Annotated in this window: 24 protein-coding genes; all 24 read right to left on the bottom strand. The window is 58.3% G+C overall.

From position 1 onward, the window contains the following. Nucleotides 1-111: 111 nt before the first annotated feature. The gene (locus ACI77I_RS11750) at nucleotides 112-516 is read right to left on the bottom strand and encodes a hypothetical protein (RefSeq protein ID WP_406997582.1); all 405 of its coding nucleotides are present in this window, start codon (nucleotides 514-516) and stop codon (nucleotides 112-114) included. Next, on the bottom strand, nucleotides 509-1,393 hold the full coding sequence (locus ACI77I_RS11745; RefSeq protein WP_406997581.1) for a GIY-YIG nuclease family protein: 885 nt from the start codon (nucleotides 1,391-1,393) through the stop codon (nucleotides 509-511). The genes ACI77I_RS11750 and ACI77I_RS11745 overlap by 8 nt, the downstream gene beginning before the upstream one ends. Before the next feature lie 38 nt (nucleotides 1,394-1,431). After that, the gene (locus ACI77I_RS11740; protein ID WP_406997580.1) at nucleotides 1,432-1,836 is read right to left on the bottom strand and encodes a hypothetical protein; all 405 of its coding nucleotides are present in this window, start codon (nucleotides 1,834-1,836) and stop codon (nucleotides 1,432-1,434) included. A gap of 10 nt (nucleotides 1,837-1,846) precedes the next feature. Next, complete coding sequence (locus tag ACI77I_RS11735; protein ID WP_406980273.1) at nucleotides 1,847-2,989, bottom strand: DUF3383 family protein; 1,143 nt, start codon at nucleotides 2,987-2,989, stop codon at nucleotides 1,847-1,849. 17 nt (nucleotides 2,990-3,006) lie between these two features. After that, nucleotides 3,007-3,552 carry an LIC_12616 family protein gene (locus ACI77I_RS11730; RefSeq protein ID WP_406997579.1) on the bottom strand — a complete coding sequence of 182 codons (546 nt, stop codon included), beginning with the start codon at nucleotides 3,550-3,552 and terminating at the stop codon, nucleotides 3,007-3,009. Next, on the bottom strand, nucleotides 3,549-3,926 hold the full coding sequence (locus ACI77I_RS11725) for a hypothetical protein (protein WP_406997578.1): 378 nt from the start codon (nucleotides 3,924-3,926) through the stop codon (nucleotides 3,549-3,551). Before ACI77I_RS11725 ends, ACI77I_RS11730 begins: the two co-directional genes overlap by 4 nt. Next, nucleotides 3,923-4,522 carry a hypothetical protein gene (locus tag ACI77I_RS11720; protein WP_406997577.1) on the bottom strand — a complete coding sequence of 200 codons (600 nt, stop codon included), beginning with the start codon at nucleotides 4,520-4,522 and terminating at the stop codon, nucleotides 3,923-3,925. The genes ACI77I_RS11725 and ACI77I_RS11720 overlap by 4 nt, the downstream gene beginning before the upstream one ends. Further along, nucleotides 4,523-4,945: a DUF4054 domain-containing protein gene (locus ACI77I_RS11715; protein ID WP_406997576.1), complete on the bottom strand. Its 423-nt coding sequence runs from the start codon at nucleotides 4,943-4,945 to the stop codon at nucleotides 4,523-4,525. A 39-nt stretch (nucleotides 4,946-4,984) separates the two neighbouring features. Then, nucleotides 4,985-5,314, bottom strand: coding sequence for a hypothetical protein (locus tag ACI77I_RS11710; protein ID WP_406997575.1), 330 nt, complete (start codon nucleotides 5,312-5,314; stop codon nucleotides 4,985-4,987). Nucleotides 5,315-5,385: 71 nt separating this feature from the next. Beyond that, the gene (locus tag ACI77I_RS11705; protein ID WP_406997574.1) at nucleotides 5,386-6,414 is read right to left on the bottom strand and encodes a DUF2184 domain-containing protein; all 1,029 of its coding nucleotides are present in this window, start codon (nucleotides 6,412-6,414) and stop codon (nucleotides 5,386-5,388) included. 5 nt (nucleotides 6,415-6,419) lie between these two features. Then, complete coding sequence (locus ACI77I_RS11700; RefSeq protein ID WP_406997573.1) at nucleotides 6,420-6,914, bottom strand: hypothetical protein; 495 nt, start codon at nucleotides 6,912-6,914, stop codon at nucleotides 6,420-6,422. Nucleotides 6,915-6,916: 2 nt separating this feature from the next. Continuing rightward, nucleotides 6,917-8,080, bottom strand: a complete 1,164-nt coding sequence (locus tag ACI77I_RS11695; protein ID WP_406997572.1) for a DUF2213 domain-containing protein — start codon at nucleotides 8,078-8,080, stop codon at nucleotides 6,917-6,919. A 66-nt stretch (nucleotides 8,081-8,146) separates the two neighbouring features. Beyond that, on the bottom strand, nucleotides 8,147-8,761 hold the full coding sequence (locus ACI77I_RS11690; protein WP_406997571.1) for a hypothetical protein: 615 nt from the start codon (nucleotides 8,759-8,761) through the stop codon (nucleotides 8,147-8,149). Further along, nucleotides 8,761-9,573 (bottom strand): minor capsid protein, encoded by an 813-nt coding sequence (locus ACI77I_RS11685; protein ID WP_406997570.1) that lies wholly within the window; start codon nucleotides 9,571-9,573, stop codon nucleotides 8,761-8,763. Before ACI77I_RS11685 ends, ACI77I_RS11690 begins: the two co-directional genes overlap by 1 nt. Before the next feature lie 3 nt (nucleotides 9,574-9,576). Continuing rightward, nucleotides 9,577-9,870 (bottom strand): hypothetical protein, encoded by a 294-nt coding sequence (locus tag ACI77I_RS11680; protein ID WP_406997569.1) that lies wholly within the window; start codon nucleotides 9,868-9,870, stop codon nucleotides 9,577-9,579. A 1-nt stretch (nucleotide 9,871) separates the two neighbouring features. Continuing rightward, nucleotides 9,872-11,239, bottom strand: a complete 1,368-nt coding sequence (locus tag ACI77I_RS11675; protein WP_406997568.1) for a DUF1073 domain-containing protein — start codon at nucleotides 11,237-11,239, stop codon at nucleotides 9,872-9,874. A gap of 33 nt (nucleotides 11,240-11,272) precedes the next feature. Continuing rightward, nucleotides 11,273-12,859, bottom strand: a complete 1,587-nt coding sequence (locus tag ACI77I_RS11670; protein ID WP_406997567.1) for a hypothetical protein — start codon at nucleotides 12,857-12,859, stop codon at nucleotides 11,273-11,275. A 1-nt stretch (nucleotide 12,860) separates the two neighbouring features. Then, nucleotides 12,861-13,511, bottom strand: a complete 651-nt coding sequence (locus ACI77I_RS11665) for a hypothetical protein (protein WP_406997566.1) — start codon at nucleotides 13,509-13,511, stop codon at nucleotides 12,861-12,863. A gap of 51 nt (nucleotides 13,512-13,562) precedes the next feature. After that, complete coding sequence (locus tag ACI77I_RS11660) at nucleotides 13,563-13,835, bottom strand: hypothetical protein (protein ID WP_406980287.1); 273 nt, start codon at nucleotides 13,833-13,835, stop codon at nucleotides 13,563-13,565. A gap of 1 nt (nucleotide 13,836) precedes the next feature. Then, nucleotides 13,837-14,160 carry a peptidase M48, Ste24p gene (locus ACI77I_RS11655; RefSeq protein ID WP_406980288.1) on the bottom strand — a complete coding sequence of 108 codons (324 nt, stop codon included), beginning with the start codon at nucleotides 14,158-14,160 and terminating at the stop codon, nucleotides 13,837-13,839. Between the two features lie 458 nt (nucleotides 14,161-14,618). Next, on the bottom strand, nucleotides 14,619-14,909 hold the full coding sequence (locus ACI77I_RS11650; protein ID WP_406997565.1) for a hypothetical protein: 291 nt from the start codon (nucleotides 14,907-14,909) through the stop codon (nucleotides 14,619-14,621). Between the two features lie 136 nt (nucleotides 14,910-15,045). Then, complete coding sequence (locus ACI77I_RS11645; protein ID WP_406997564.1) at nucleotides 15,046-15,723, bottom strand: hypothetical protein; 678 nt, start codon at nucleotides 15,721-15,723, stop codon at nucleotides 15,046-15,048. Beyond that, a complete protein-coding gene (locus tag ACI77I_RS11640; protein WP_406997563.1) occupies nucleotides 15,720-16,316 on the bottom strand; it encodes a recombination protein NinG in 597 nt (198 codons plus the stop codon). The genes ACI77I_RS11645 and ACI77I_RS11640 overlap by 4 nt, the downstream gene beginning before the upstream one ends. Nucleotides 16,317-16,557: 241 nt before the next feature. Next, nucleotides 16,558-17,028 carry a hypothetical protein gene (locus ACI77I_RS11635; protein ID WP_406997562.1) on the bottom strand — a complete coding sequence of 157 codons (471 nt, stop codon included), beginning with the start codon at nucleotides 17,026-17,028 and terminating at the stop codon, nucleotides 16,558-16,560. Nucleotides 17,029-17,077: the final 49 nt, after the last annotated feature.

The following is a 17,077-nucleotide window of genomic DNA, read 5'->3' as shown; positions in this document are numbered from 1 at the left end:
TGAAGCGCTCTACGCTGGCAAGTGAGTAGGTTCCATCCTCAAGCTGGCCCCATGTGCAAAGCGGCGGGCAAATTCCTTGTATGCCCACACAGGGCCGCATCAGGAACCAATTTACTGCGCTGCGCTTTCCGCGCCCGGCTGCCCTGGGCTTTTTGCGCCGCTTGGCAGCCAGTCGAAAAAATCGGAGAGGTTCCAGCGCAGCAGCTCGGCCAGGAGCTGGTTGTACTGCACCATCTTGCCGCCGAAGTCGGCGACGGTTACGGGGCGCTCAGTGCCATTGATCAGCACGCGCGCCATGATCATCTGGGCCACTTGGGCTTTCACGTCCTGGCGCATCGACATGAACATGGCGCAAAGCACCTGATCGTCAATCTCCAGGCCAGCGCCTGCCGCCGTGGCGAATCGCTCCAGCACGGCGGCAGACAGCAGGGACATCAGGCGGTCTTGATCGACGGCGCTGGCCATGGCGGCGTTGTACTGCACACCGCCAATGGTGAATGGTTTCACGCTACTCATTTACTATGACCTCCATAAAGTCCTTGACTATTTCAAACCACTCGGTATATCCGGGAAACCCTAGAACATTCGCCCTTGTAAATTTCTTGTGGAGGCTTTTTTCTCTGGCCGCTATTAGCTTTCCGCAGCCCTTTTCTACGTATAAACATTCGAATCCGAAAGGCGTATCCCTCTTAAGAGAGATCATTCTTTCCGTGGCATTGTTACTTATTCCTATTTTTATGAATTCTGCAGATCTTAAAACATATAGATATCCGACCTGTAGCGTATTGAATCCACCCTCCCTGCATCCTGGGCACCCACTACCCTTCATATGGTCGGCGGCGCACTGCCAAAAAGATCCATGCGTTTTGCATGTTATTTCTACCTTTCGCTTTCCGCCAATGTAAATGGATTTGCTATATACATATTTTTCGCCGTGGGCTTTTTTTGCACGATAAATAAAATGCTCTAGGGGTTTTGCAGGAATCCTAACGTGTCTCGATATTGCGCACTTTGGACAGCCCGACCCCTTCAAATGAGAGCGCGCATCCTGCGCGAACTCTCCGTGATCGGTGCATTTTATATTTACCTTACCGTGAGCTCCTGCGTACACGACATCTTCGTATAGATATCTATCCCCATGGACAGATACTGCTTTTTCAACGAATAATTTTTTGTCTTGCCTTCTCTTCTTTGAGCACTTTAGATATCCGCAGGCATTGCACCCACTGCCGACCAGGTGAGCATTAGGTATCTGTAGAAACTCCCCGTGCAACTTGCAGACTATAGATACCGGGGTCCTGCTATTTACATATTTACAGGATGAGTAGTCATATGCTTCACCGTGGACTAGGCGAGACTTTTCAATAAACTGCTCAGTTGTTAGTTTTTTCATTAACTATGCCCATTAAGTTACATGGGCATTATAACTTTTTATTTTGTAGCTTCCCATATATTAAACTGCATAGTAAATTGATTATCCGTGATGGTCGAACCCGCCCGCCCGCGCTGGCCGTCGTTCACGATCACGCCTTCCGAACCCAGCGCCGCCTCCAGCGTGCCGATCTGGGTGAAAGTCAGCGTGACGTTGGCGTTCGAGTTCAGCAGGCCCTGCACGTAGGCAGAGTCAGGCGAGCCAGGGTTGAGATAGACGTTCACCTCGCGGCCTGGGTTCTGACGATCAAGGCGAACGGCGTTTCCGCCCTGCCCTCGGCGCAATTGGCTGCGAGCATCAATCGGCGCATCCGTGTACGGGGTTGCTGTATCGCCCCAGTCACTGATAATCCGGCCATTGATGGTGACGACGGTCAGGTCGTTGGAAAAGTTATTCAGACTCATGGGTCACCTATCAATAAACGTCGAGGTCAACGTCAACAATGCGGATGGAGCCTTTGCGGAACAGTCGAATACGCAAAGGTGCGGCCTTGTGTGCGCTTCGATCAGCGTCCGACAGGTCGAGGATGTCCTCGGGCTTGGTCAGGATCTCGAAACCGAAGGTGTACTTCTCAAGGCCGTCATCTGGATCGATGTAGTTGCGCGGGCCAAGGTAGCCGTTGCCGACGAACTGGCGCAGGGTTGCCCGTGCGGCGCCGATCAGGACGGCCTGACCAACTGGGTCTTGACCAAGTTTTGTCAGTTGATTCGCGGTGGCGTTGTAGAGCGAAGTGGTCAGGAAGTTGATGCAGGCATCGAGGTTGACCACATCATCAATGGTCTCGCCATAGGTGCTGTGGGTATTGGTGTTGATCCAGCGGCCGCTATCCACCGAGCCTTGGTTATCCACGACTGTGTAGAACGTGACGTTACGGGCCTTGCTTTGCATGGTCGTATAGTCGGTGCCGCTGAGCGATTCAGCTGTGACGCCGGGAGACTTCTTGTACTCGCCATCAATGGTCGAGTTGTCGGCGCTGTAGTTCACTGCAGCGAAATGCTTGGCCAGTGCCGATCCCGAATACGGGTCAGTCGCGTGCGCAGCGGTGTAGACGTGGCGGAATCCGGCCGAGGTCAACTGCGTGGCGATATCATCAACATCAGCCGGGTCGCGAATTTCGATCACGGACGCGCCAGTCTGGTTGTTGATGAACATGCTGGTGTTGTCTTCGCACCACTGTGCGATCGCCAAAGCGTCAGCTTTCACCGCCAGAACCGGAGCAGTCCACATGGTCCAGTACCACCAGAGCATGTTGCGGGCTTTGTTGAGCGTCGCGGCGCGGGTTGCGTCGGCAGTTGCAGCGCCCCAAACCTGAATCAGGCGAGTAGCTGGGGTACCGCCAAGCCAGCGCTGAGCCGCCTTGTAGGTTTCGGTCGTGTCGGGGAAGTCCTCAGACAGCGCGACTAGGTTGAAATACGACCGGTACGTGTCCGGCGCAAAGCCAACCGGCAGCTCAAGCTGCGGAGCGAACAGCATGGCGCTGGCAAAGTTTGCATTACCCAGGCCTGCCGGGCTGATCCGGGCATTAATCCGGATGATATTCGTTGCGGGATAACTCATCGCGAGAGCTCCAATGATTATGAGGGGTCTACTTCAACAGTGAAGGTCTCGATGACCCGCGCTTTCTCGTTCTGAAGCGCCACTTCGACGCTCAGGATGTTGTTTACAGCTGGGAGACTGCTGGTTTCGTACATCAGGCGGATGGTGATCTGCGCCCGCTGCTCGAAGTTGGCCGACTGAAGGCTAGTTAGGTTGTTAACGGCATCCGTGCTGTTCCAGCCGATCTTGGCCTTGAAGAGCATCACGCTCACGTCAGGCCGCTTGTTGGCCTGCTTTAGGCGCTCGGCGTACATCAGCGCCTCGCCTCGGTAGAAGTTGATGCTGGCCGAGCACATGATCTGTGCACGCACATCGACCTCAACCTGTTCGCCGGGTATGTTGCGGCGCACGATGTTGGCCTGGCCGCGCTCGCCGACGGACTGCCGGGGCGTGATCGTCGCGTAGGCACCCTTCGGTGAAGGCATGCTGCCGGGGCCCGCCTGATCGGCCAGTAGGCACTCAGGCACGCCAGTCGCCAGCATCACAATCGGGCGCAGCTTCTTAAACAACTCTTCGTTGGTCATGCTGGGCCGCCTGACTGGTCGTCAATGCGCATGACGATGACTTTGCAGTAGTCGCGCCAGTAACGGTTGTCGCACTTGGTAGCCTTCCACTGCTGCCCGAGAAATTCCCAGGTGCCGGTCTGGTCGATCAACTGCATCTCGCCGTCGTTGATGTAGATCCGGCGCACGTCGGTGATCCGCTCGCCGCCCTGGCGGATGAAATCCACTTCACGGTCGCTGGCCTGCTGGATATTGACGGTGTAGGGCTTCGTATCAGCCGCACCTGGCACCCATATGCCTTCAATCCACTCACCGCCAGTGGTGACGGTGCGCGATGCCGGAACGCTGACAAAGGTATCGTCAACGTGACCGGCCATGCTTAGCGTGCCGCTCATTCCAAGCCCTCCGACGCGGGACCGATTGAAACCTTGTAGGTGACCGACTTGACTAGCGCGCCGGCATCTATGAGCGGATTGGCGCTGCCTTTCTTGCGGATCGTCGACGCGGCGTTTGGTGGAGTTTTCAGGTCTCTCATGTAGATCTGAACTTCGGCGGCAGCCACAACGCCGACTGCATCAAGGATCTGATCCATCGACTTACCAGCCTCCATTCCGTCCTGAATGGTCAGCAGCACCTCGGGTGTTGCGCTCGCAACTCCAGGCTCAAGCCATGGCCTTGCCGGGATGGTTACCGTGTGCGCCTGAGTTACGCCAAGCTCCATGTACCCCTTGCCGGTCTTGAGGAATCGCACCTCATCGCGATCGGCAGCGGCCTTGCTGGCGTAGCCGTAGGATGTTCCTCCGGGATGCTTGATCTCGGCGCCGAACTCATGGGTTGCGCCAAGCCCGGCCATGGTCAGATCACCTGATTCAACGTCGCCAGCCTCTTCATGGATGCCGACGGTGACCACCTTGTCTGACCTCAGCGCGGCAAGCTCCTTTGACAGCTCGTCTTGCAACTCCTGGAAGCCGATCAGCGTTAAGTCAATCATCTATACCGCCAGTGCGCCCATCCCCACGCGACGACGCAAGCGAAGGAATTGAACGCCATAGTTGGTGAGGGAGAGCCAATCGTTTTCAGTTTCCTGAATGGCTCCGACCCGATATGTGACCGACTCATCGCCAATCGACTTGGCCGCCACGTTGAGGCGAGCGGTCGAAGGGATGTTCGTCGGGTCGGTAGCGCCCAGGCCGGTCGGGTACGTGACGGACAGCCAGTGCGCGGCGAAGTAGTACATGCCGCGCCGCTTTAGGTTGTGGCAGTCGTCCTCATACGCACCCCAGCGCTTGCCGCCGCTTTCGCAGTCAGCCTCGCAGAGAGCCTCCTGCACAATGGCTTCAGGCCACTTGGTCAGGTCGGTGAACGCGAGCTGGACCAGCCGGAATGACGCAACAATTTCTGGTGTGATCTGCATGCGTTCACCTTGAATGAGTGGGCGCCAGGCGCCCGGGTGTTACGCGCCAGGCTGGGCCTTGGCGATTTCTTCGCGCAGGCGCTTTTCTGCCCAGCGATTGCTCACTTCGATTCCGAGTTCTGCCGCTTCAGCGCGCAATGCGTCGAGGTCGACCTCTTCCTCTTCCTCTTCGTCACCGGCCAACTCATCAGCGCCAACGCGGCGCAGGTCGCCGTTCTTCAGCAGAGCTTTGACGAAATCGATCTTCGCCACCGCATCCGGCACTTCGACCGCTGGGTTTTCGCCCGGCAGGATCGGGTAGCTGGTTTCTTTCTCGCCCACCAGGTGGTTGATGGTGATCAGTCGTGCTGCTTCATTCTTCAGAAACATGTCGAATCCTCGCGTGTGGTCAGTGGTCGCCGCTACCAATCAGCAACGGCGACCGTGCGCAGACAGATCAATCAGAATTGATCGCGATACGCGCCGCTGAATGGGTAGCGGAACTCAACGCCAGACAGCTTGTATTCACACGGCACGCTAACCGTTAGGTTGTGGAACTGCGGAGCCAGGGAGCGCCACGGGATCGGCACCTGCATGCCCAGGTTCTCGTCGTTCAGTTCATAAGCGACGATGCGGTCTTTGTTGCCGTTGGAAACGCCGGCGGCGGCCAGTTGGGCGGCGGACAATTGCAGGCGGCTGAAGATGTTGATCGGCCGACCAGTCAACGCGGTGAACTGGTTGTTCGTGCGGAAGTATTCCAACATCGTCTTGTCGGTGATGGTCCCCATCCGCTTGTTCGAGATGAACGCGAAGCGGGCAGCGCCCAGGATGACAGTGTCGAACAGGTGAACAGTTGCCGAGTTGATGTAGCCGTCAACCAGGATTTTGTTCATGTCAGCAACGATCTGGTCACCGGTGGTGGCCGGGTCGTACCAGTTCAGCGTGGAGTTCGACAGCGCCAGGTTCGGGTTGTTGAACAGGCCAGTCATGTTGCGAGAAGCGTCACCGAAGTAAGCCACGCGCTGGGTGTGCTCCTGGGCGCCACGGAAGGCCAGTCGCGCCTTGGTGGTGTCCAGTGGGATGCGCAACTGTTGCGATTTGCGCAGCTCGTCCAGGCTGTAGCTGTACTTGTTGCCGGCGTAGCCGATTGGCACGCTCGACTTGTTCGCGTTGATGGTCACATCAGGCAGATCGTCAGCGCTGGCGCCGATGAACTTGCCGATAGTCACGCCGTCGTAGCTGATGTAGTCCCACTGATCTACCCATTCAGGCAGAGAAGTGTCGACCGGGATCAGCTCCATGTAGTTGATCGCGGCGTACTTGGCCTCGTAGATACGAGATTCCAGGTTCGCCAATTGGCTGATGTAGAACGCCAGGCCGTCGTCGAGGGTCGGCAGACCGTCATTGAAGGCCACTTCGTACGCATCGCGGCCGATCTGATGCGCGATTGCGGCATCGATGGCTACGACGATTTTTTTAAGCTGGGTCATGTCGATTAGCCCCCGACCTTGAGAGAGATTTTAGCCAGTGCGCCGGAGCCGGCGGAGCTGACCCATTTGGCGTTCGGGATCAGGACTGCCAGGGTTGCGGCGGCGCCGATCACGTTCGAGAACTGGCCTTGGCTGGCGCCAGTGCCGTCGCCGACGACCAGGTAGACCGGATCGTCTTTGGCGACTGCCACGCGGGCGGTGACCCAGATAGGCGCCATGGTCTCGACGGTCATGTCGCGCTTGGCGACAGCGCCGAACACGTCGGTCGAGGTGTAGGCACGGTTCAGTTCGCGGCGAACAACGCCGACGAACTGGAGCGCGGTCGATGCGGCGACAGGCAGCTTGGCGCCGTCATCACCGTCACTCACGACACCGAGGCCGTAGGCGATGTTGACAGTGCCCTTGTTGAGCTTGGACACGCCGTTCGACACTTCGCCGTCGGCGACCATGCCCGCGTAGGCGACACCGTGGTTGATTGCGTTACCACCGATAACTGGCATGGTTAGGCTCCTTGTTTGGCTTTGTGGCCGTTGGACAGGCTTTGTTTGTGCGCCTGGTACGGGGTTGGCTTGGCGTCGACGGTAGCGGTGGTGGCCGCGCCGTCTTTGGCGATCTGGACGAACTGAGCGAAGAGCGCGGCGGTGTCACCGGTCGGCGCCTTGACCTTCTTGTTGCCGTCCTTGTCCTTTTCGTCGTCTTCGTCAGGCTCTTTCTCAGCCTCGGCGTCGAATGCGCACGCGACATAAACGGCAGACTGGTCGCCCCACGCCATTTTCGGGCGCTTGACGGCCAGGGCGGCGCGCTTGATCTCGGTCACGTCCAGGCTGTCACAGGTGAAGCCGTCGCCGGCAACCTTGCGGGCCAGTGCCTGGGTTTCGCTGATGGCTTTGACACGCTCGCCGATTGCGACATCGCCGGAAGCCTTGCGGGCCTCGACCAGATCTTCGGCAGCCTTGTCAGCGGTCGCCTGAGCCTTGTCAGCCTTGGTTTCCGCATCGGTGGCACGCTTCAGCAATCGGTCGAACGAGTCGGCGACCACTTGGGCGTTCGCAGGATCAGCAACATCAACGCTGCGCCCGCTATCGGTGGTGATAAGTACAGGCATTGTGTTGCCTCCTGGGTTGTGGTCGAAAACGCGGGCATTTGCGCCCGCCCTTGCTCTTTCTACGATCGCGACGTGATTGATCTTGATGTCGCGCTGGATGTAGTCGTATGCCTCGCCGTCCTCGGTAACCCCTGGGGTTTCGTCGTAGACAGCGGTGTAGCCAGCGGACAGTTCGCACTTGCCGCCAATGATTTCGTCGATGGTCTTCTGGTCTTTGACGATCAGGTCGCAGACCACAAAGTCTCCATCTCGGCGACCAGGACCTCGCACAACGCCAACTGCCACGCCCTTGTAAGTCAGGGCGGTGACCAGTAGGGGTGGATGGGGGCTTGTGATGTCTGAAGCGTCGTATGTGTTCAGCGATGCGTCGTTGAACACCTCTTCCTCTGGCCGGTACACGCGGACAATGCGGTTTGGATCACCGTCGAGCCCAAGCTCTCGGGCCAGATACTCCTGAATGCCAGTGCGGGCCACCCGGCCCGGAACCCTGAGGAACCCTTCGTCTGTGTACTCTCGCTGGGTGATGCGATGCCCAGCCCGGTCGAAAACCGTGCACTTCATGTTGCGGCCTCGCGGATTGGATGAATTAGCGGTAGACGCCAGGCGCTGTGCGGCCTGCGTCTTGGTTTATGCGGCTGAAACCGAATACCTTGAGCCTTTCCTGAGGTTGTCTTCAGCCCAAAGCGGCTGGAGATTGCTAAGGGCGTTGATAACGGCCGGGTCGGTAATGCCCTCCTTGAAAAAGGAAGCAATTGGCTTTATGTGATCGACATGCCAGTCGCCGGCATTGCCCCAATTCATCCCTTCCAAGAATTTAGACTCAATATGCGAAGCCAGATCCTGCGAGCAGTACCCGAGCACCGAAGACCGGTAGGCCTGCTTGCGTCCGGCGAACTCTGAGACCCGACGGAGAATGCGTCTAACCTTGAAATACATCCTGTATTCAGGATCGGAGGCATATCTAATTCCGTGCCGCTGATTGGCCTTATCCTTGTTCGCCTCTCGATATGCGCATGCATACGCAAGGCGCTTCTCCCTGTTGCCGGAGTAGTACGCCTTCTGCTTTTGCTTCTTGGCTTCGGCGCCTTTTTCGTAAATCTTTTTCGATGCGACCTTTGCGCATTCGATGCAGGTTCCGTTAGCAGTCACCCGCATGGAAACGTGCCCGTGCTTGCAAGGCTTGCCGGTGAAATAAGTGGTCGCGCCAGCCGCTCTTGCCTCGCCAATACTGATCAGGCTCATTACTTGCTCACCGATGGGTTTGTAATGCCCTTTTCCTGATTGGATTTCACTTCCCTTTCGCTAACCGGAATTGCTGTACATCGGCAATTGATAGGCGAGCCAGGACTAACTGGAACACCCTTCTCGAGAGGTAGGTCTGACCATGCATAAACCCCTTTCCCGTACTTGGTGATGCGATTCTCGAAAACCTCATGATCGTGACGAACTCGCTGATCATTACTGGTAAGCCATCGAAAATAAGAGAACCCAGCATTTTGTTGCTGCTTCCTATTCAGCTCACCCTGAATCTTCGATGTCTGGTCGCGGGAGATCATCTTGGCGCGGCGCTGGGTCACGCCGAACTGTTCCTGCAACGCCTTCTCGATGTAGCTGGGCCGCATGCCGGAGCGCATGTTGGCCATCACCAGCGTCTGCACCTCTTCCAGGTGCTTGGCGGGGATGGACTTGATGAGTTGGGCGTTTTGTTGGGCCGACGCGTGCAGGTAGTCCTGCATCGTCTTGGAGCCGCTGAACACGTCGATGCCGGCCGACTTCTTCAGGTCGCGCTCGGACTTCTTGAGCGACGACTGAACGAACTCACCGGCGATGCGGGCGCCTGCCGACTGAACCGCCGGTGAGCTCCAGCGGCTTACCAGAGTGGCAATGGCGTTGAGGATCAGGTCAGACCAAGCGTCAGTCGTGGCCACCGCGTCCTGCGTGTACTCCGGCGCCAACTGGCGAACCAGCGGCATGATCTCCTTGCTGATCGACTCCTTGACCTGCTTCACCAGTCGCTGCAGCTTGGCGTTGTACTGGATGCCGATCATGTTCATGGGTTACGCCTTCTTATCGTGCTCCATCGGGAGCCCGCATGCCTTGCATGGATACTCACCAGTCTGCCCGGCATCAGTCTGCCCGCAGGCTGCGCAACCACCAGAAATCTTGGTGTGGGCGGTGATCAGGTCGTCTGCGGTCTTGCTCAGCAATAAGAAGAATTTTTTGGCAACATTCATGGACTGGTCGGTGCCATGCCCATCCAGCTCGCAAGCCATAGCGGCTAAATTACGGAGTGCAACTGATTCTTCCTGACTCACAAGCGTTCCAAGCGGGCTCTGAACATAAAGCGACATATCACTCACCTCGGTCGTTGTCTTTGCCGTCGTCCGGCGGATCGTTGAACATCGTCAGGTCCTCATCAGCCTCCAGCGCTTCGATTTTCTCGTCGTCGAACTGGTAAAGCTCTTGGGCCTGCAACTTGCGCTGGATCTGGCTGGTGGTGATCACACCTGCATCCTTGTAGGCGATGTCCGTCTCGGCATTGGCCTTATTGGCCTGGGCGATCTGCACCAGGTCAGGCTGCTTGAACGGGTTCCAGACGTAATTGAAATCGTCGATCCATTGGCCGGTGGCCGAGCGCACCATCACCTCATCGAGTTGGCGCAGTCCTGGGTCGATCTGGGTCAGGCGCTTCGATGAGAGATGGTTGTGGTAGTTGGTGTCGTCGCCCTTACCATCGTTTCCCAGCCCCTTGGCAGACTCACCAAACAAGCGCGTTGACGGAATGCCAGCAGCACCAGCGATCCACGTCATAAGCAGGTCAAGCACCGGCGCAACCCCGGAAAGGTCCAGAGTCTTGCGTTCATAGGTCTCTTCACCATCCAGCAGCGCCAGATTGATCGACGACTTCATCATGCTGAACAGCGCGTAACGCGCCGTGATGGCGTCGTCCTGATCGCTGGCCAGCTCATCCGAGAGGCCTTCGCGCTTGATGATGTCGACGTTCGCTTCCTGCATCAGCTCGGCGATGCCGTCCTTGCTGGCGACGATGTCCATCACGTCATCGAGGCACTTGCGCAACTCTGAGTCACCCCAGCCCTGCGTCTGTGCACGCTGGCGGCGTGGCAGCTTGGCCCCGGCGAACCGGGCGAAGTGCGTCCAGTGGATCTGCTGCGCACCGGCCGAGATGGTGTAGAACTCCGGCTGCAAGTAGTTCGCGGCCAGGATGTTGGTCTGGTTCAGGTCCATCGCCGTCATGTCGAATCGATCGATCACCAGCAGGCGGTACAGGTCGCCCTTCTTGATCTTCTCCGGCTTGAGCGGCTTGGTCAGGTCCTGGTTGGTCAGCATGAGGATACCGGCGCCACCGTACAGGCGAGCCCAGCTTGTGGCCTCGCTCACCATGGCTGGCAGCTGTAGGCGGTCTTCCTCGGCCCGGATAACGTCCGCGTCGTCGCACTTGAGGGTGCGCCACTCGCGGGTCATGTCCTCGGCTGGATAGTCCACGATCGCACGTGCAAGCCAGCTGGTTTGATATGCCGCGTCCAGCTGCTGGAAGTCGTTCAGGAAGCCGTACTGGAACTGGTTGTGCGAGCGCTTGGCCTTTTGAGTACCCAAGCCCGACACGACGTTCACCAATCCATCAGCGGTGTTCTTCGTGCCGGCGTTGTATTCCACCAAGGCCCGACTGAGGGCCTTGCCCAGCTTTTTGTTTGCTGGCACTAAGCCCTTCTTGCTCATGTATTCACCAATGGGTCATAGGAGGTCGCGGATAGGCGCTCGCATGGCTGGCGAGTAGGAAATCATCACGCCGTCGGCCAGATTGGGCGACTTGGTGCCATCTGGCGCCTTGTCCACCACGACCTTGCCCGCCACGTTGATGTGATAGGTTGGCTGAGAAAGCTCAGTGACCAGCGCGGCCCGGTGCTCGAGCGTGCTGTCGATTGAGATGATCTCGTCCGGCTTGAACTCCATCCCGAGCACGACGGCGCGGTAGGTGTTCTGGAACCGGATACGCAGGGCCCACCACGATTGCGCCTTGAGATTCATAAAGAAGTCTTTGTTCTTGCGCTTGGCGACCATCTCGCCGTCAGGCTTGAACACCTCTCCAGAACCACGGAATGGCTCGGCGTTAATCACTCGCTGGCCGGCCAACTTGCGCTGCTCGTTGATAACCCTGGCATCGCCACGAACACCAGCACCAAGGCCGTCGGCGTCGTAGTTGAAGCGCCTGTAATCGTTCTCTTCGCAGATGCGAATAGCACGCTGCACTGTTTGGAAGATGTCGCCACCTTTGCCAGACCAGGGCTGCAAGTAATCGAGCAGTATCCCGTGGCGTCCAGCAAAGGCATTCAGGTCTCGGCCTTCGTCGGCAACGTCAAGCGCGCCGTAACGAGCGCCTGTAGGTGTAATGCCCAGTTTCTTGTGCGCGTCGATAGCCGCCTGCACCCACGCCGATGGAATCAACACGCCCTCAACCGAAGCCGAGTAGTTGATATCGATCTCTTGAGCAACGGTCACAGGGTCGAGCTCATCGACCTGCTTGGCGTACCAAGCGTCATCCTTGCGCGGGTCATCCCGCCAGTGGAACGTGAACACCTTGATCTTGCCGCTGTGCCGGCGCTGGGCGAATGAGTTGCCCATGCCGTTTGGTGTACTGATGTCCTGCCGGCAGTTGGTGGTGGCCGACAGGGATGCATCAACGAGTTGTGGGCGCTCAAGGAACGCTGACTCGTCGACGATGTAAAAGCTTGTCCGGTCGCCCCGGCCAATGCCGTCACCAGACTCGCCAGTGATCACCGAGCCGGTATCAGGGAAAAGGATGCGCATGTGCGGCGCGTGCTTGCGGTCATCCCAAGTGCCACGGAAGTCCTTCGGTAGCAGTCGCATGAAGGTCCGCGCCTTGTCGAACAGCGACTTGGGCGAACCGATCTTGTCGACGTATTCCTCTTTGCGTGAGCCGAAGCCCACCACAAAGCCGGGATTGAACATGCACACCGTTGAGGCCAGGCCGATGGTCAGCCAGGACATACCCATGTCGCGGGTCTTCTCGGTGATGCCGGGCTCTTGGTTGCGCCAGCGCTCCATGAACCATTGCACCCACTCTTCCTGTTTGGGGAACAGTAGAAACGGGATGGACGATGGAAGGCCGCGCTCAACGTTGCGCGGATCAGCAGTCATGCCCCAGTCGATGATGAACTGGGCCGGGTTGTCGCGGTAGAACGCACGCAGCGCAGGCAGAACCGTCGGATCGCGGCGAATACGTGCCAGCCGCTCAGTCCGCCATTCGAAAACCTGCACATAGTCCGGGTTCTTGAAGTCGAACTGAAACGGGATGGGCATTTCAACCGCCTGACATGAGCTTCTGGTAGATGCGTGCGGCCTCGATTGGGTCGTCGCTGGTTGCAGAGGCTTGGGGGTCAGCTGGCCCGCCACCGTCGTTGCTCAAGTCATATGCCTGACGCTCAAGGGTGATCAGGTTCTTCAGCGTCTCGCCGAGCTCCTTCATGGTCTTGGTTCGGGACGGTAGCGCGCCCATCTTGTTGGCCAGCGCCAGAACATCAGCCATTGCATCGCCGTCGTCATGGTCAGCGTCCTTCAGCTGAGCGATCAACTCCTTGATGGTGCCCTGCTCATCTGTCAGCGCTTCAAGCTCATCCAGCAGCTTGTTGGCGAGCCGGCGACCACGGCCAATATCCGTACGGTGAGCCATGCGGATGTCGGCAATGACTTGAGCGTTCGCTTCAACGATTCCACGCTCGGTTGCCAGTGTTTCCGTGGAAACCTTTGTGGAAACCTCAGCTTTGGAAACCAGCGCATCGGCCTTGGCCTGGATCTTCGTCTTGAGGTTGCGATCCCACCCACCGGTCTTGGCGCGCTTGTTGATTGCAGTGTGAGATACGCCACACGTAGCGGCGATCTCACGCACAGAAAGCACGCCAGCCCGGTAGAGCTGCTCGATGCGCTCCCAGTCGGTTGGTTGCTTGTCGGTCATGTGATTCCTTTGTCGCGCCACGATTTGGCGCATTCGAAAACGTGGCGCGGGTTATTGCTTCAGCTCACACACATGCCCACGACGAGCCCAGGCATAAGCCACCATCCCAGCGTGAAGCATTGCGCCGAACGGGCTTACCCAGTAACCCTGCATTGAGGTGACGAACGATCCGAAGGCGCCAATGGCGACCAGGTAGAACGCAACACTCAACAGAGGCTGGTCTATCGGGCGAACCCGGCGAAGGAAGTCACACGCAGCAAGGGCAACGACGATGCACAGGGCGGCATCAACCAGACCCAGTGCAGATACAAGAATGCTGTTCATGTCAGGCACCTCGCGTCGTTACGAATGCACCCATCGCCGCCTTCATGGCCGGGATGATGTTCATTGCGGTCAGGCCGAGCACGAATGCCACGCCACACAGCAGATCATCATTCACAGCAAGTGCGAGCTTGGGGGCAAGCCATAACGTCACTGGTTGCGTCAGGTAAACCGAAAATCCGAAGCCAGTAGCTACAGCGGTTGCCGCCTGGCCCCGGGTTAGGTCTTTCAGAAAACCAAGGGACAGAATCGAACCGATAAAAGCAGCCATGACCACGCCGTATTTCACCAGCAATACGCCGGCGGCAGTGCTCGTTGGTTCTGCCATTGGTCTCTCCGTAAAATAAAAAAGGCCGGTGTGAGCGGCCAAACGCTGGGGAGCAGCGGCGATTTGAATCAGCCCCAGCAGCACTCCCAGCCATAGCAATGGGTGTGGTGGGGCCGAAAACGATAGGCCCCGATCAATGTCGAGGCCCTGAATAGGTGCGCGGTCTTTCCCGCAGTCAGCCAAAGACCATCCCAGCGTCGACGCCCCAATGCATCGATCTCGCCTTTCCTGTCTCGCGCCACTCCACAAGCATGTGAGGTCAGAGTGCACGGGCTGCCGGTGTTGATTCCGTACGTCGCACTATCCGGCTATCGACGTCCAGGCCTTCCCGAGGGCTGTCCTGGCTAAAGGTGAAACTGGGTACATCTGGGAAAGCTTCCACTTGGTAGCGGCTTTCCTCGGAGGTACAAAAAGCCCGGCGCATATGTCCGAGCTTTTTCTATTGCTTCCAGGCGTATTCAGCAGGGGGTCAGGCCGACGCCATCAGGGGCAGGCTTGGCCGAGGCCATCACGAAGTGGTTGCTGGATGCGCGCAGGTTCGAGGCCAAACTTTCATCAGTGGACTGGCCACCCGTTCGCCACATGGCGAGGGTCAGTTCCAGGCGCTTTACGCCGACGTTTGGAAGTTCGGCCAGCATCACCACTGAGCGATAAGCGTAGGCAGCAGGCTCGGCGAATGCCGACAGGGAGAAACAGGACAGGCAGGCGGCGAGCGCCAAGCCCAGGTAAGCGGACATTCGCTTCATCATTCGGCATTCCTTTCGGTGGGTTTCTTTGGGCAATAAAAAACCCGGCGCGGTGGCCGGGTTCAGGGTTTCGTGTGCGTTTCGCGTTACTTGTGCACTATGGGAAAAGTACCTTTAATGTTCATTCATGTCAATAGCTTTATGCCGCCTCTTTGTCATTTTCCGAGTGAATCACCTGCCATAGTGGCTGTTGTGCCTGTATATCCACTTCCTCGATTACTTTTCTCAGTGCAATCCACAGCTCTCTCCAATCGCGGTTCCAGTTGTTCTGGTCCACTGTGGCGCCGAAGAACGCCATCATCTCTGCGGATACACGGGCCGGCCCCCACTCTGCCGATCCAGCCACCTCCCCCTTGTACGATTGCAGCGCCAGGGTAACCAGGTACTGCGCCTTCACTCGCTTGGCCGAAGTCAGGTCAGGCAATGCGGCCTTGGCGGTGATCAGCAGCACCGCGTTCAGCAGGTGCCGCATGTTCATTGCCGGGTGGTACAGGTAGTGACCGAACTGCTGCACCTGGAAGGGCAAGGTGTCGATGGCGCGCAGTACTTTGCCGATGGTGGCCAGGTGCGCGGCGCGGGCGGTGGACCGGCCAAGAGGCGCCCCGCGCGTCTCGCTGATGCTGATCTTCTGGCGCACAACCTGAATGCGTTCTTCCTTGTCCTCCCCCAACGCAGCAAACACAGCCTCGGCGCGGCGCATGCGCTGGCCCTTCTTGATCGGTGCCGATTGCGCTTTGTCGATGGCCGCAGCGCTGATCGACGCGTTCGATTCGTGCTGAGCCTCAGTCCATACCTGCCTTGCGTTGATCAGTTTCATGCTGCCTGCCCCTTCTTGAGTTCTCTGGTCTTTGCCCGGTACGTCGCCTTGATGGCCTTGATCTCTTCCACGGTGTACTTGCGCACGCTCTGGTCGGACTCCAGGGCGTCGACCGCATCCTGGCCGATGCGCGCGATCAAGCCGATCCGGTAGTCCACGGCATTGCCGGACAGAAACCGGTTGTCCTGCTTGCTCTGGGCATGGCAGTTGCGCTCATCGAAGCGCAGGTGCGGTGCCGAGCCGACGCTGCGGTAATGACCTGCATCCACAGCGTTGCCGCTCCAGTCCAATGGCTTGCCGCTGGATATGCACATGTGGCCGGCGGCCTGGTCCCGAGTGCGGATGTATTCGTTGAACGCCTGCTGAGCCTCGCGCATGTGTTCGCCGCGGCTCTTCAGCTTCTCCTTGCGGACCTTGATGTCCTTGCGCTCGATCTCGGCCAGCGCCTTGCGGGCCTTTGGCTCATGCCTGGGTGCGTCGATCATTGCGCACGCCGGACTGCACACCGCCTGACCCATGCGCTGCGGGACGAATGAGCCCCTGCATGCTGGGTTCTTGCAGATCTTGGGTTTGGGTTGCTTGGTGGCGAGCATCAGTAGCCTCCCCGTACACGCCGCTCTCTGGCCGCTCTTTTTTTCTCGCCCTTGCTTCGACCTCCGCCGCTGAATGGGTCTTCTGCTGGAATATCTAGAGCGCCATGTGCACCAAGCTCAAATTCGTTCGGGTAGACAGCGAATTGGCGAGAAGGCCCAGCCCCAGGCATGACCGCTCCATCGAGAGCCCGAAGCGCCACAGCAATGCCGAGTGATCCGGCCCCAAGGATTAGAATTTTGCTCATGCGGCCTCCTGGCTAAGCAGGTCAGAGAAGTACACGCCCTGCGGCTCAAAGCGCGAGGCGATGCGGTCGGTGTAGGCGATGCCCTGGGCACGATTGAACAGGCTGGTCACCGGGAAGCCGTCCGGCCCGAACAGGTGGCACTCGCCCATCATGTCCAGCTTCGTTTCGTAGGGTAGATGTCGCATCACCCGGTACCACTCGGCCTGGAACCCGGCGTCCTCGTTCAGCAGGATCTGCACGCCGATGTGCAGCTTGCAGTACTTGCGGGCCTCGGCCGCGTCACCGATCTGGGTCATCTCGGCAATGCGCTTGTACATGGCGAACCACAGCCGGTTCTGGTCCAGGGTGCGGTCGTTGCCTGGGCGAAGGCTCACCACCACAAAGTGCTTGTCCTCGAACATCTTGGACATTCGGGTGATAGCCTCGGTAAGCATGGAGCGGCAGTTGACGCTGATCTTATCGGTCATGGCCTCACCTTCCACGGCAAGAAAGCAGCCTCGGCCAGCCGCTTCAGTT

Source organism: Pseudomonas sp. D47, assembly GCF_045447305.1.
Classification (GTDB): domain Bacteria; phylum Pseudomonadota; class Gammaproteobacteria; order Pseudomonadales; family Pseudomonadaceae; genus Aquipseudomonas.
The sequence above is the reverse complement of the archived record's forward strand: the minus strand, read 5'-3'. Positions and strand labels throughout refer to the sequence as shown.